Origin of the sequence: Bradyrhizobium vignae (assembly GCF_004114425.1) — a bacterium.
GTDB lineage: Bacteria > Pseudomonadota > Alphaproteobacteria > Rhizobiales > Xanthobacteraceae > Bradyrhizobium > Bradyrhizobium vignae.
In genome coordinates this window covers 71,614-86,245 of record NZ_RDQF01000028.1, presented here as the reverse complement: position 1 = coordinate 86,245, position 14,632 = coordinate 71,614, and the positions used below count along the sequence as shown (strand labels likewise).

Annotated in this window: 11 protein-coding genes and 3 pseudogenes; 2 read left to right on the top strand and 12 right to left on the bottom strand. The window is 59.5% G+C overall.

What is annotated here, in order from left to right:
* Positions 1-305: 305 nt before the first annotated feature.
* The 12 genes and pseudogenes from EAV90_RS23040 to EAV90_RS22980 all read right to left on the bottom strand — a co-directional run bounded on the left by EAV90_RS23040 (position 306) and on the right by EAV90_RS22980 (position 12,000).
* Positions 306-1,091 (bottom strand): annotated as a pseudogene (locus EAV90_RS23040) (carnitinyl-CoA dehydratase).
* Positions 1,092-1,275: 184 nt separating this feature from the next.
* Positions 1,276-2,169 carry an enoyl-CoA hydratase/isomerase family protein gene (locus tag EAV90_RS23035; RefSeq protein WP_129144760.1) on the bottom strand — a complete coding sequence of 298 codons (894 nt, stop codon included), beginning with the start codon at positions 2,167-2,169 and terminating at the stop codon, positions 1,276-1,278.
* Between the two features lie 588 nt (positions 2,170-2,757).
* The gene (locus tag EAV90_RS23030; protein WP_129144759.1) at positions 2,758-3,540 is read right to left on the bottom strand and encodes an aldolase/citrate lyase family protein; all 783 of its coding nucleotides are present in this window, start codon (positions 3,538-3,540) and stop codon (positions 2,758-2,760) included.
* 394 nt (positions 3,541-3,934) lie between these two features.
* A pseudogene (gene ribA, locus EAV90_RS40725) lies at positions 3,935-4,669 on the bottom strand (GTP cyclohydrolase II RibA).
* Positions 4,670-4,681: 12 nt separating this feature from the next.
* A complete protein-coding gene (cofE, locus tag EAV90_RS23015; RefSeq protein ID WP_129144756.1) occupies positions 4,682-5,449 on the bottom strand; it encodes a coenzyme F420-0:L-glutamate ligase in 768 nt (255 codons plus the stop codon).
* A gap of 4 nt (positions 5,450-5,453) precedes the next feature.
* The gene (cofC, locus tag EAV90_RS23010) at positions 5,454-6,071 is read right to left on the bottom strand and encodes a 2-phospho-L-lactate guanylyltransferase (RefSeq protein ID WP_129144755.1); all 618 of its coding nucleotides are present in this window, start codon (positions 6,069-6,071) and stop codon (positions 5,454-5,456) included.
* Complete coding sequence (cofD, locus tag EAV90_RS23005; RefSeq protein ID WP_164937064.1) at positions 6,068-7,027, bottom strand: 2-phospho-L-lactate transferase; 960 nt, start codon at positions 7,025-7,027, stop codon at positions 6,068-6,070. Before cofD ends, cofC begins: the two co-directional genes overlap by 4 nt.
* Before the next feature lie 10 nt (positions 7,028-7,037).
* Entirely contained in the window at positions 7,038-8,306 is a 1,269-nt protein-coding gene (gene cofH / locus EAV90_RS23000; protein WP_129144753.1) for a 5-amino-6-(D-ribitylamino)uracil--L-tyrosine 4-hydroxyphenyl transferase CofH, read from the bottom strand.
* Positions 8,307-8,316: 10 nt separating this feature from the next.
* A complete protein-coding gene (cofG, locus tag EAV90_RS22995) occupies positions 8,317-9,453 on the bottom strand; it encodes a 7,8-didemethyl-8-hydroxy-5-deazariboflavin synthase CofG (RefSeq protein WP_129144752.1) in 1,137 nt (378 codons plus the stop codon).
* A 103-nt stretch (positions 9,454-9,556) separates the two neighbouring features.
* On the bottom strand, positions 9,557-10,249 hold the full coding sequence (gene npdG, locus EAV90_RS22990) for an NADPH-dependent F420 reductase (RefSeq protein ID WP_129144751.1): 693 nt from the start codon (positions 10,247-10,249) through the stop codon (positions 9,557-9,559).
* Positions 10,250-10,383: 134 nt separating this feature from the next.
* The gene (locus EAV90_RS22985; protein ID WP_129144750.1) at positions 10,384-10,881 is read right to left on the bottom strand and encodes a cupin domain-containing protein; all 498 of its coding nucleotides are present in this window, start codon (positions 10,879-10,881) and stop codon (positions 10,384-10,386) included.
* A gap of 81 nt (positions 10,882-10,962) precedes the next feature.
* Positions 10,963-12,000 carry an LLM class flavin-dependent oxidoreductase gene (locus EAV90_RS22980; protein WP_129144749.1) on the bottom strand — a complete coding sequence of 346 codons (1,038 nt, stop codon included), beginning with the start codon at positions 11,998-12,000 and terminating at the stop codon, positions 10,963-10,965.
* Positions 12,001-12,809: 809 nt separating this feature from the next.
* Here EAV90_RS22980 and EAV90_RS22975 point away from each other — a divergent pair.
* Together EAV90_RS22975 and EAV90_RS22970 are read left to right on the top strand one after the other, a co-directional pair.
* On the top strand, positions 12,810-13,160 hold the full coding sequence (locus tag EAV90_RS22975) for a hypothetical protein (RefSeq protein WP_129144748.1): 351 nt from the start codon (positions 12,810-12,812) through the stop codon (positions 13,158-13,160).
* Positions 13,161-13,277: 117 nt separating this feature from the next.
* Positions 13,278-14,215 (top strand): annotated as a pseudogene (locus tag EAV90_RS22970) (IS630 family transposase).
* Positions 14,216-14,632 lie beyond the last annotated feature (417 nt).

Below are 14,632 nucleotides of genomic sequence, written 5' to 3'. Positions count from 1 at the left end.
CGATGCTCAGGCCCACCAAGGGGATGCACGCCACCCCTCTCCGCCGCCGTCGCTCGCCAGCGCTGCGCTTTTGGGCAAGCGAGCGACGGCGGCTCCGAGGGGATGGCTCGGCCGGACCCCATGATCATTTTTGCTGAACTTGACGCACAGAACTTCTGGCTTGCCCCATTTCAATCGGGTGCCGTTGGCTTGCGCGTGGCCAGCCTCTTGCGATCGACTACGAGGACTGAAGGGGTCGGAAGGAGCCCGGCCATCCAGCCCGCGGTCGTGAGCGCATGGACGGAGCTTCAGGATGGCCAGAGGTTCTATCGTCCCTTCCAGACCGGATTGCGTTTTTCGGCAAACGCGCGGGCACCCTCCAGACGATCCTCTGACCCATAGAGCTTGTCGACCGTTGCAAACTCGCGGCGGGTCACCCGATTGATGGCGTCCTGGAAGGAGAGCGTCTCGGCGACCCGCACAGTTTCCTTGATGGCTGCGAAGACCAGCGGCGGTCCGGCGGCGAGCAGCCGGGCGACTTCCCAGACGCGTTGCTCGAGCTTCTATTTCGGTAGCACCTCGTTGACCAAGCCCCATCGATGCGCCTCGGCGGCATCCATCCAGCGCCCGATGAGCAGAAGCTCCATAGCGATGTGCCAAGGAATGCGTTTGGGCAGCTTGATCGTTGCCGCGTCGGCTAGCTGGCCAGCGCGGATCTCCGGCAGCGCGAATGAGGAATGATCGGAGGCGTAGATCAGGTCGCAGGAGAGTGCGATCTCGAATCCGCCGCCGACTGCCATCCCGTTGACACACGCAATCACTGGTTTGTTGAGGTCGCGCAGCCTCTGCAGTCCGCCGAATCCACCAACGCCGTAGTTGGCGGTGATTTCCTCTTCGCTGGCCGCCGCCGCCTTAAGGTCCCACCCGGCGCAGAAGAACCTATCGCCGGCCGTCTTGAGGATGGCAACGCGCAGCTCCGGATCGTCGCGAAAACCCTTGAATGCCTCCCCCATCAGCCGCGACGCATCCATGTCAATGGCGTTGGCCTTGGGCCGGTCGAGCGTGACTTCGAGAATCGAGCCGTCACGGCGCGTAGTGACAGTGTCAGCCATCTGATTGTCTCCAGAGTGAGTTGATCTATTTGGCGTGCGCGGTCCATCTGCGAGAGCTGGCGACGCTGATGCGATTAGCTAGACTCACCAGCGCAACGCTTCAAATGGCGCGACAACGACATTGGCGCCGCGAAGGTACCTCGTGCGATTTACCGAATCGTCGGATGGATAGCGCTCGGCTCGCTCAATCCCCAGCTTTAGTCGGTTGCGTGGATGCTATGTTAGAAGAGGCCCTCGAAGCGCCAGATTCGAACGGCGCAAAGATTGACTCAATCCACTGCGACGCCGCTTTCGCGCCTTCAGTGCGTAGCAACTCGCGGAAGCGCCTGTACTCGGAGTCTGACTTGCTGATAATCATGTCGCTCGCGTAGCTGTATCGCAGAGCAGACTCAAGTCCTGCTGCGTGGAGCGTATTGTTGAGCGCCCTCTTGCTCCATACTAAGGTCGGCAGAGCCACTCGGGATATGCGCTTCGCGATACGCGCGACCTCTTCTTCGAGGCGTTCTTTGGGAAAGACGCGGTTAACGAGGCCGAGACGGAGTGCCTCCTGAGCATCGATCACGTCCCCGGTGTAGACCAGCTCGCGGCAACGCTGGCCGATCACGTGCGACATGATCGGAAGTTCCGTGTCGCCAGCGGCGAACCGGACTTCGATCGCACCGAAGCGCGAATCGTCGGAGCAGTAGCGCATGTCACACCACATGGCCAGATCCAGGCCTCCAGCAAGACAGTGGCCGTTGATCATCGCGATAACGGGCTTGGAGCAGCGAAATACGGAATGTAGGAATTCGCAGGCGTGGTCTAAAAGCTTCTCGAGATGATCGAAGGTCCATTCCGCACGTTCGGGCGGTCCGAACTCTGACTTATCTTCGGCCATGTCGAAGCCACTGGAAAACGACCGATCGCCAGCTCCTTTAATTACAATCACGCGGACGTCCGAATCGCGCTCGGCGATGGCGAGTGCATCGGCGAATTCGTTGCAGAGCTTGATGGAGAGCGCGTTGCGCTTGCTTGGCCGATTCAATGTCATCCAAGCGACACGGTCGTCCGCCTCGTAGAGAATGGTGGTGTACGCCATCAGATGTCTCCAGATACGCTTGACGGTGATGCTGGTGAGCTCGGGCGGCCGGGCAGGCCAAATTGTAAGGCGTATCCGGCGCGAAGAAACCGCCCATTTTCGAGCAAATTGGACGAAATCCTGCGAAACAGGCTGCTGGCGCGCCCTATCGAATCGCAGCTGGACGTCGCATAATGGAAGTGCATTCGCGCCGTCGAATTCCGCGCCGGCGGCAAGGACTGGGCCGCTGCACTATGCTGCCATCTTGCCCAGTCGCAGCATCCTGATCCGAGGATGCCGCTAAGCGGCATTGGCATGACGCAGATGACATCGTCGGCTAGCAAAGTAGCGCTTCCTGGAAGCGGAACGACGAACCCATACTCCTGCTCAAGCTGTCGAAGACGGCAAATCCCGCGGAGCGTTCGATGGCTGCGATGCCGGAGCTTGCTTGCTAGCAGTGCAGGAGGAGTTGAGACCGGTTGCGGCCTTCGTGTGCTATGCGCTCGTGGTCTGCGAGCAACTCGGGATTCACGGCCGAGGGGCTGCGAGGCGCTTACGCGGAGAAGAACGACAGGATATCTCGTTGGAGTGAGACAGCGGACGGCGCAGCTACGGTTTCTTCGATACCCTAAATCGTTCGAGCAATGCAGAACTCGCCCGCGCCAGGAGCATGGTGTCGATGCCGACGGCCACGAACGTAGCTCCCAGCTCAAGATATCTGCGCGCTAGTGTTTCGTCGGGGGTCAGAATGCCGGCCGGTTTGCCGGCAGCTCGGACGCTCCGAAGCGCCTCTTCGATCATCCGTTGGACCTCGGGCCGCGTAGGTTCTCCGAGATGCCCCAACGTTGCAGCCAAATCCGACGGACCAATAAAAATGCCGTCGACGCCGTCAACACAAGCGATCTCCTCGATGTTCGAGAGCGCCTCTTTCGTTTCGACCTGGAGAAATAGACCGATCTCCTCGCGTGCACTCTTCAGATAGTGCTGCACGCGTCCCCAGCGAGTGGCCCGCGTTTGCGTGGCGACGCCTCGCACGCCGTCGGGCGGAAACCGGGTCGCGGCGACCAAGAGTTTCGCTTGCTCGGCCGTATCCACCATCGGGATCAGGAGATTCTGAGCGCCGATATCGAGCAGCAATTTGATTGTCACAGCGTTTCCGGTCGGCGGCCGCACCATTGCCGTAATTGGATAGGCCTGCACCGCCTGCAACTGAGTTAAAATGGTGCGATTGTCGTTCGGCGAATGCTCGCAGTCCAGAAGCAACCAGTCGAAGCCGGCGCCAGCACTGATTTCAGCCGCGACCGTATCTGCAAGGCAGCACCACAAGCCGATCTGTGGCTCGCCCTTGGCAAGGGCGGCTTTAAAGTTGTTGCGGGGGAGATCATTGCTCATGATAGGCCGGGCTGATTGGGAGGCAGAAACTGAGCCCGGCACTCCGAAACGCCGAGCGGCCGGGAAACTAGACGAGACCGGAGCATGTTTCATGCATTACCTTGATGATCCCGCATTATTGGAGCTCCATTTCGCGTAAGACGACGAAAGGCAGCGAAATGAACAGCTTTGACTCCGGTGAAGGTCTTTCAAACGGCGCGGGGTCCATCCGGCTCGTGCCAAAATCCACCGAGCTGCAAAGTTGCATCGGACACCAACGTTGCAGGACGCTGGGCTTGCGCTCTTGCAAGCTCGGTGGAGTGCTTTTGGAAGCGCTGTTCGCTCTTGTGTAGTCGCGTTTTGACTTTGCGCACCGACTTCGCTGCAGGCGGTCGTGGCAGGCCGGCCTGGATCGTCATTGCCTAGTCTTGGTCGCCGGATATGAATTAAGACCGTTCGGCTGATCCTGACGCCTGCAAGCTAGGACTCTGGCTTCTCGCCCGGTCACGTGTTCTCCCCTATCTGCATTGCTGCCGTCGCCGGCTCGACAACTCACTGACGCCACGAGGGATCGTGGCGTACGCGCTGCCCTGGCCTTAAGGTACGCTCGGTTGAATGGAGTGCTAGTCCCGCGGCACGACACCAGTTCGGCCACCTGTACCCCGGCGGCAGTTAACGCCATAGCTTTCTCGGGGTTGTCGCTCATGAGCCGAATAGGAGATATCCCGAGAACAGAGAGCATCTTCGCTGCATCGGAATAGTCCCGCTCATCGTCTGAGTACCCCAGCATGCGATTTGCCGCGAAGGTATCCAGTCCAGTTTCCTAGAGAACATATGCGTCAATCTTGGACGCTAGCCCAATCCCGCGGCCTTCCTAACGCAGGTAGAGGATCCATCCCTGTTCAATATCGAGCTTCGACAGCGCCCGCTTCAGTTGCGAACCGCAATCACACCGCAACCAACCAAAGACATCGCCCGTTACACACTCGGAGTGGAGTCGCACGAGCGGCATGTCCAGAGGATCGCCGACCCTGATCGCGAAGTGATCGGTCCGGGACAGGCCGTCGAAGGTGTAGAACCTGGCTGGCCTAGTAAGGCCTTCGAGCGGGATAAGGGAAATGGCCCGAACGCCTGGTTTACCCGTGTGCATCGTTGCGTCTCGTCAGGTGAACAGGTCTTGCTCGACTGGCCGAACGTAATCGCGGCAGCTGGCATTGGTCGCACGATCCCATTGCAATCCACGAACGACGACCGCCGGAGTACCAGCGTTCTTGAACATTAGCAGTCCTGACGCAGCAGCCAGCTCATCCGCCAAGGCCTGTTCGGATACATTTAGGCGCCGGCCGTAGGCGTCCGTTTTCCCCACCCAGCTGATGATGGGCGGGACATTAGACGTTCCCAAAGCCACGTTGACAAGGGCCTTGCGCCACGGCCGTCCAAATGTGTCAGTCACGATGACGCCGGGCCGTTGTCCAGTGCAGCGGAAAATGCTTTCGGCAATCCGCGAGGCACTCGCGTCCGGATCAATCGGTAGAAGCAACAGCTGGCCCTCCGTCGAACCGAGATTCGACTCGTCGATCCCAGCGTTGGCAGAAACCCAACCGCATTTATGGCGCGCGATGATGATCCCATCGGGGGCAGCATTCGAAACCCGAAGAATGGCCGAACTCTCATCAAGGATTGCCTGAACCTTCCGAGCGTCTTTGCCGCACCGCTTGGCGAGATCCAATGCTTCGGGGGAAGGTATGATTGTCGACAGGACGCGAAAGCGTCCCTCGCTCTTCGAGACGATCTTCTGCGCGATGAGGACGATGTCGGACTCGCGCAATTCGTCACCCGCTGCCTGCGCTGCCTGTGCCAAAATCGCACCGACATCGTCGCCCGGGTGCACCTCGGGAATACCTGAAATGGCGAAGAGCTCGAGTCGCATGTTTCTAGCTGGCGTCCGTCAAAGAGGAGAGTTTCTGGGTCAGGACCAGGCAGTCATCCACCGTGTCGATGTCGTGGCCGAGGAAAGGCCACTGCCTCGCTATCGAGCTTAAGCTCGCGGCAGAAGCGGCCTCGGCGTGGCGTCTGGCCGAATGGACGCCGTAACAAAACTCGAATCGATCCGTTCGGACGAGATTGATCAACAGCGCATTGGTCCCGCCGTCATGTGCGCGTGCTACGACCACGTCAAAGTGCTGTCCGTCGCCGATTAGCTCATCGACCTCTGATCGCAGCCATATTGGGATGTCTGCCGGGACGATCAACAGTCGGTCAAACCCCCGCTTTTTCGCCCAACTGAATGCGCTCTGGGCAGCGTTATTCAAGCCGCGCGTGCTCTCTTCGACCAGGGCCACGGCGCTGCACGCAGTAGCTTCGCTGGCTACGCGCGGTGAAGGTGTGACTACCAGGCGTTCGAAATCAGGAAACTGCGTACCGAAGAAGCTCTGCACCCTGCGAAACAGCGCTAGCACCATCTTCTCGCGCTGAGCGGCCGTTAGCGCGTCTGCAAGCCGGGTCTTTGACTCTGCCGGATCCTTCATTGGGATCGCAACCACGGTCCTCATCCTGCGGCTCCCGTCGTTCTGCGCGTGCTCGCAAAGTCAAGGAGCCGCCTGGCAAGCTCCTCGGCGCGGGGTGCATCTGGAATCAGTGTGGGCATCGCTGCCACCCGCAATGCGCCTTGATGCGAAACGTTGGCCACATCTCGCGAGTCGCCCTCGTCGACGACAAATGCGTCCGCAAAGTCCGAGTAGGACGCAGCGATATCGGAGTTCGATGAGCCGGCCCCGAGATCGCTCATTAGCTTTACAAGCGGCCCCTTGATCGCTCGCCCTCCGATGAGGGGCGACACTGCCACCTTCAATCCAGGTGCCTGTTGCAAGGCGTCTCGCATCCCCCCTATTTCTAGCATGGGAAGGATCGAAAGGTAAGGATTTGATGGCGCCAGCACGACGAGATCCGCGGCAAGAAGTGATGCGCGTACGCGATCCGTGATCCGAGCCTTTCGGGCCGCCTGGAAGCCCAACTGCTTGACAGTGGGACTGGCACGGTCGCGCACGAACCATTCCTGAAATCTGAGAAGCCCGGTCGCCGCCTCCACCATGGTCGGACACTCCTCATCCGAAGCGGGTAAGAGCGCACAGTGGACGCCGAACCGATGACTGACTTCTTCGGTCACCGCGGTGAGGGATGCACCTTGCGCGAGTCGCGAAGTTCGGTAGAGATGCAACCCAAGGTCTGCATCGCCAAGCTTCATCCAGCCGCCTGGAGAGTCAAGCTTGCGAAGAACCTCGAGCGCACGCGTACTATCGTCTGCAACGCCCCAACTTTGCGTCCGATCGACAACCCCGGAAAGCGTATAGAGTACCGTGTCCAAGTCCGGGCAGACATACAGTCCATGGAAGCGATCGTCGTCGCCGACATTCACGATGATACTGAGATCGCCTGGTGGCACGATTTCAGCAAATCCGAGTGCCATGCGCGCGCCCCCCACACCGCCGGCGAGGACTGCTACTTTCATGCTTCGCGCCTCAACCAGCAGCCACGTAGTTGTGGCGAAGGAACTTGATCGGGTCATGCGGCCGCGGTTTGAGAGGACCGATGTCCGCCGGTTCGTGATCCGAGAACTCCTCCAGCGTATCGTAGAGCGTGCTCCGGCGCACCGGCGTGCGGCCGGCGTGGCGGATTAACCTGACCATTTCGGCGGGAGTGAGCTCCTCGCCGAAGTCGGCTCCCGCCGATCGTGAGATTGATTCGTCCATCAGCGTCCCACCGAGGTCATTGACGCCGGCATGCAGCATCTCGGCTGCCATTTTTGCACCAAGCTTGACCCATGAAACCTGAATGTTGTCGATCCAGCCTGCGAGCATCAGCCTCGCAATAGCGTGCATCTTGAAGTTCTCCTCCTGGGTGGCGCCCGGGCGTACACCGGGGATGGCGCGGTCCACGTACAGGGGCGATTCGGCATACACGAAGCTCAGCGGCACGAATTCCGTGAAACCACCGGTCTCCTTCTGGATCGAGCGGATCAAATCGATGTGCGACGCCCAATGGGAGGGGCCATCGATGTGCCCGAACATGATCGTGGACGTGCTGCGAAGCCCGATGGAGTGCGCCGCCCGGATTGTCTCAACCCACGCCTGCGTCGTCAGCTTGTTTCGGGTCAGCATGCGCCGCACGTGGACATCAAGGATTTCGGCCGCGGTACCGGGCATCGAGCCCAGCCCTGCTTCCTTGAGCTCAAGGAGGAACTCCCGCGTCGACATCTTCCGCTTGTGCGCCCCGAACCAGATCTCGAAAGGCGAGAAGGCATGCACGTGCATGCGCGGCACTTGGCGCTTCACAGCGATGAGGAGGTCGCGATAGTAGGTGGGCGGCAGGTCAGGATGAAGACCGCCCTGCATGCAAACTTCGGTCGCGCCACGATCACATGCAACTTGCGCGCGGTGTGCCACCTCTTCCATGCTGTACCAGACCGCGTCAGGGTCTTCCTTGCGCTTGGCGAAGCCGCAGAAGCGGCATCCCATGTAGCATACGTTCGTGAAGTTGATGTTCCGGACGATGACGAAGCTCGCCCTGTCCCCCACCCGCTGCTCGCGGACAATATCCGCCGCCCGTACGATTGCTGGAAGATCCGAAGACGCCGCTCCGAACAGGATCTCACCGTCTTCGCGCGTCACCTCGCGGCCCGAGAGGGCACGCTCAAGGATGTGCCTGACTTCTTTGCTGCTCTGACTAAGGAGGGCCTCTGGGGACTTCGTCCGAAGGGCCGACGGCTTGATTGGTTGGGCGCTCTGCATGCGAACTCCTCTAGCTTGCCTCGGCATGAGCCTGGTTGGCCGCGTAGCCATCTTCGCGCGCGAGACGGCGAAGTGCCGCTGCGGGGACCGGACGTAGATACCGCTCGGGCTGCCGAAGATAGAGCGGATACGTCGTCAGCCGTTCCACCAGGCTCATGCCCTTCTGCTTGGTGCGAGACGCAATTTCCCCGACTGCAGGCCACGCACACTCTGGATTGATGTGGTCCGCAGTGAGCGGAGACACCCCACCCCAGTCATTAATGCCCGCGTCCAGGTATCGCTCGAACGCTTCATTCAGGTTCGGTGGCGCCTGAACGGAGATTTCAGTCGGCAGCATGAGGCGAGCAATCGCAAGAGTGCGAAGCATATCGGTAATGTCTGGCTCGCGATGATTTGCCATCGCGGTCCCGCGCTTCGCCCGGAAGTTTTGCACGATCACCTCCTGAATGTGACCATGCCGGTTGTGAATGTCGACGATGCTCTGCAGGCTATGGATCCGCTCATCCCAGGTCTCGCCAATGCCAATCAGGATTCCCGTCGTCATCGGCAGGCTCGCTTCGCCGGCTGCATCGAGCGTTCGAAGACGCTGCAACGGCACCTTGTCCGGGCAGGCGTGGTGAGGCATCCCCTTGCCCATAAGCCGACGGCTCACATTCTCGAGCATCAAGCCGGCGCTGCCGCTTACTTCCTTGACACGGTTGAGTTCGTCACGGCTCATGGTTCCAGCATTGACGTGCGGAATCAACGAGGTCTTTGAGATGACGAGCTCGCACATCGCGATGACATAGTCGATCGTCGAGCGATAACCCAGGCTTGCGAGCATGTTACGAGCCTGCGGGTATCGGAGCTCGGGCTTCTCTCCTAGAGAGAACAACGCTTCTTTGCATCCGAGCTCTTCGCCACGGCTCGCTGTACGAAGCACCTCTTCTGGGCTCAAGTATCCCGCGCCAGACTCTCCTGGTTGCTTGACGAACGTGCAGTATCCGCAACTGTCCCGGCATAAATTCGTCAACGGAATGAACACCTTTCGGGAGTAGGTCGCAATCGACCCCCAGTATGCGTCCCGCTTGGCCCTCGCCCGGGCGAGCAGCTGCTCGAGTTCAGGACCTTCAACCGCGCCGAGTTCGAGGAAGCTTGAGGTGCCCACTACCAGGCCCCTTCAGTGATGGCCGCCGGGAGATCACTTCCAGGCCGAGGAGATGGGGTCCCTGCGGCGAAACGCTTCATCTTCGAGACCTTCTCATGCGGGATCATACGCCGGGACAACCGGGCCGCCAAATGCGGATGCCGGCGTGGCTGAATGGCACCTTCTTGCTGATGTTCAGTCGGATCAGAAGCGGCGTAATCGCCTCGATGCAGCGAGCGTTCACTGCCGGACCGCAATTGTAGGACTCGACGCCGAGCCGCCTGACCAGCTCGACGACTGCATCCGTCGCCTCTACGTCATCTCCGCATGCGAGGATGTCGCAGTTGATGTTCTCTTCGAGGGCGTTCAGCGTGTGGGCGGAGACGTTATGCAGGGCTCCGACGACCTTGACTTCACTTCCTAACAACGCTTGTGCGGCCTCGGTGGCGGAGCCTTCCTTGGGCATTGCGATGGCCCGGGGATTCCCGGCTGCGAGGGGGACGACTAAGTCGACCAGCACCTTCCCTGCCAAGCGAGTCTTGATAGCGTCAAGTGTTGCGTCGTGACCGGAATACGGCACCGCAAGTAATACGAAGCGTTCTGCTGCATCTATCGCGCTCAGGTTGTTGTAACCTCGAATCGGAGCGACAGATCGGCCCTGAAGCCTCTTGCTCAGTTCTTCGGCGATGGCCGCAGCGCGGTCGCCCTCGCGGGAGCCCAGCGCCACGCTGACGCCCGCAATGGCGAAGCGCATCGCGAGCCCTTGGCCCTGAGGTCCTGTTCCGCCGAGGATGGCGACGGTCGTACCGAAGTTCATTATGGGACCCTTTTGCTCCTAATTGTATTATTATCCACTCGTCAGGATCCGCCACGGCGGCCATGGCTGGCCGAAGCGCCTGCGAGCGGAAGCGTACGATTCCGTTCGCAGAGTAGCTTCATTCTGCCGGTGGACTATTTTGCCTTAGGGTCGTTCGTCCACGAAGAGAAGTCGTATGCGCGTGGGGCTTCGTCGCCCGGCAACTGCCAAAACAGCTGCTTGGTCCATTCTTCACTCGTCCGACTGAAGACACACAGATACTTGGCATCGATCTGGCCTGAGTTGCGGTAATCCGTTCCGTGGCCCTTCGGGATAACCAAAGTATCGTATTGCCCGAGTCGGAACCACTCGAGGTTATTGCCATCGGGTCCGATGCCCCATTCCATCTCGCCCTCCAGCACGAAGACGAAAAGCTCCGTGTCCGGGGTGATATGGAAGGGGCGGGATCGGCCGTAGGGCAACATCAGAGCGCTCATTCTGAAGCTGGTGCCACCGACCGTAGGAGCCAAAAGCGCTCGTTGCCAGCCAACTTTTTCGGGCCTCAATGAGGAGTCCCAGTTGGCCCGTCTGTCTCGCCACGTAACAACGAACGGCTTATCCTGGCCCTCGATCACCGCTACGTTCTTGTTCATCTGCGCATCATTCTTCACAGCTTAACCCTTCTCTGGCTATTAAAGCATGCTCGAACTCAATCTTAAGTACAGAGAGCCGAATCAGCCTTCCCACTTCGTCTCAGGGAACACGATCGGCGCAATCTGCTCTCTGAAGAGCGTGAGCTGATTAATGAAACGCTCCTGCGGGATCCCCGGGACTTTGTTGATAATGAGCTCGCTAAACGGGTAGATCGTCCGGAGCTTCTTCAGGCGAGCGGCGACGTTCTTCGGCGTGTCGATGTACATGCGGGACACCATCTTCTCGGCCCCTGCCTTTTCTGCCTCGTCCCAATCGCGGAACTGGTACGACGCCCCCTTATAATCCTTCCCAACCTTTTCAAACCCATCTTCATATTTGTCCTTGCGATATTTGAAGCCCGCGCCGAGGAATTCGTGCCAATCATCCATGTACTTCTCGGACGCCCACACCGTCATCATCAAAGGCAGCTGGAATTCGGACAGCTTGCGTCCATACTTCTCCAGCGAAGGAGAGAGCCACTCCTTCCAGAATTTTGCGAGCTGTTCCTCATGGTCCATATGGTTGGTAGCGATGTTTCCGTCCATGATGCGGGCGGAGCGGTCCGTGCCTGCCAGCGATTTCGTGCCACCGATGATCGGAATCGGTCGCTGCACAGGTGGCACTGCCAAGGCCATCCCATCCGGCAAAGGTTCGCCTGCGAACCCCTTCTTGATGAACGTGAGGTACTGATCCATCAGTTTTCCGCGCTCCTTGAAAGGCACCCCGAACGCCTTGTACTCAGATTCATATCCTCCGAGTCCAACCCCTAAGGTCACTCGGCCGTTTGACATCTGGTCAACAATGCACGCCTCTTCGAGGAGGCGCCTGGGCTGCATTGTCGGGACCTGAATGATGCCAGTCCCTAGGCGAATGCGTTTCGTTTCCCGGGCGAATGCGGCCAGAGTGGTCAGTGGCGCCGGACAGAAGCCGTCATCCATGCAGTGGTCTTCCGGAACCCACACGGTCTTGTAGCCCAGATCATCCGCGTGCCGCGCCACTTTCATTTGATCATTGTAGTGCTCGGGGGTAATGGGCGTGCCATTAATGTCTCGCATGTCCGTGATGTAGCTGATTGCCATGCCCTATCTCCAAGGTGTGCTTGTAAGTGATCCCAGATCTCAGCTGCCGTAAGATCTACCGTGGCGCGCCATTCCATGTTCTGCCTTCGCGCTGAGCGAGGGATGCTATGCGAATTGCCCACATCCAAATGTAAAGCAGAGCGTCGGGACGAATAGCGGCAAAAACAGACATCGTTGCGCAGAAATTCTGCGGTTCTAGAGGCTCGACGACTCAAACCGAGGTGCTTGATATTGATTGCTCTTAAATCACGGAAGAATAGTGCGCTGCACCAACCGCCTCAATCGAGCTCGGCTCCAGCGCGCTTCGGCACCTTGGGCTGACGCGCTGCGCCTGATCAACAAGCCGGTATCATGTACCCAGTCCGGGAGATTGCCAGTATCCAATGAAGACACGAAATCGTCGGTCGCGGAGTTTGGTGGCCTTTCGGCTCGTTTCGATCGGGATACGCTTCCCGTTGTTCAAGATTTCGCGCCAATTCGACCGCAAGCCCGTATGGCCTCTTATGCTGGCTCTGCCTCGTCCCGGACTCCGTCGACGTGAGTGGTGGCCGCCGGCCACGCAGCAATGCGAGACTCGCGAACTCTCCGCTTAAAAGGAGCAGCGTAAGTTCTAAGAGGGCGTGACTATCGAACCTGACAGCCAGATTTCTTAGCCAGGAGGTCCGGAAGATGAGCGCGCCGGATCGCCGAGGATTGCTTCAGCGCGATCATGAGAGGCTATCGGTCCGCCGGCGATGCCAACTGCTGAGCGTTGCGCGATCGAGCGTATATCGGCCGCCGCGGCCGGCCAATGACGACGATCTGAGCCGATGCGACCGCCCGACCAGCTGTTCACGGGCTGGCAGTTCCTGGGCTCGCGGCAGATGACGGTAATGGACGAGACTAAGGCAGCTGAAACGCGCGTTCCCGCTGATGCAGAACTCAAAACTCTCTACGTTTCCCGAGCGGCTGTCGCCGCGATCTCAACGTTTGGGCCGGTTCGTTCATCTGGGCTGCAACTCGATTTTGTTGAACAGGACCATCGTCTCCTTCTCAGTCGGCGGCTTTGCTCGCCTCGAGGTTGTTCGCCCAATTGGGCAGCGGAACGGCTGAGCTTCGGCCAGCGCCCGGAAAACATGCGCGGCCGCACATTGATAGACATTCGGTATACCCGCGCTTGAAGGGGGCGATTCCCCCCAAGCCGATGCCTAAAGCGCGATGGGGTTAGTCTGAATCGATTTGGGATTCCCAAATCAGTGCGTTTCTGATTCACCATGCTGGCTAGGAGGCCAGCATGGATGGGTAAGCCTTATTCTCTGGATCTTCGCAAGCGTGTCGTAGCCGCGATTAAGGGCGGGATGTCCCGCAAGCAGGCCGCAAAGCAGTTTGGGGGCGCGATCAGCACCGCCATTGGCTGGATGCAGCGGGTCGAGAAGACCGGCAGCGTCGAGCCAAGTCAGATCGGTGGCTACAAGCCGAAGGCAATTTCTGGCGAGCATGCGGTTTGGCTGTCGCGGCGGATCAAGGACGGCGATTTCACCACACGCGGCCTCGTTGCCGAGCTTGCCGGTCGCGGCCTGAAGGTCGACTACCATTCGGTCTGGGACTTCGTGCATGCCGAGAAGCTCAGCTTCAAAAAAAGCGTGGCGGCTGGCGAACGCGATCGACCCGAGGTCGCGCGGCGACGAGCCCAATGGGCAAAGTATCAAGGTCGCGTCGAAGCTGAGCGGCTGGTCTTTATCGATGAGACCTGGACCAGAACCGATATGGCGCCCTTGCGCGGATGGGCGCCGCGCGGCCACAGACTTCACGCCAAGGTTCCCCACGGCCGCTGGAAGACCATGACCTTCTGGCGGCCCTGCGCCATGACCGGATCGATGCGCCATAGTTCATCGAGGGGCCGATCGACGGCGCGAGCTTTCGCACCTATGTCGAGAAGGTTCTTCTGCCGACCCTTCAGCCCGGCGACATCGTCGTCTTGGATAAGCTCGGCAGCCACAGGAGCAAAGCAGTTCGCCAACTCATCCGTTCGATCGGCGCCAAACTCTTCTTCCTGCCAAAATACTCGCCGGACCTGAACCCGATCGAACAGGTCTTTGCAAAGCTCAAGCACCTGCTCCGCAAAGCAGCCGCACGAACCGTCGATGCGGTCTGCGCCGCTATCGGCCAGGCGCTCGACGTCTTCTCGGTCGACGAGTGCGCCAACTGCCTCAGAAATTCAGGATATCGAACGTAATGCCATCACGCTTTAGGTTAGAGGACGCAAACCGGCGCGCCCCTGTCGGAACAGGACGCAATCGATCGAGAGAACCATGTTTCACCTGACAACGGGAGGGAGCGAGCCGGAGCGGCCCACGTGCTCCCTTCGATCTACACCCGAAGCCGACGATTCCGCTCTCCTGCTCCAGCCGATGTCGCGCCGGCATGGTTCCGCTTAACGCGCCCGAGAGCGGCCTGCTATAAGGCCGAGTATCTTTGAAATAAACGCTTACGTCGCTCGCGTAAACCTATTGAGGGATCGCTTGAGGCAGGTTTTCTCGAAAGGATCCGAGCCCATGCCCACGCGAATTGACGTGCCCAACTATTTCGGCCTCGACGCCCGCGCATGATCCACGTTGCGGGAAAAATTTCTATGAAGGCTGGCGCGGGGAGA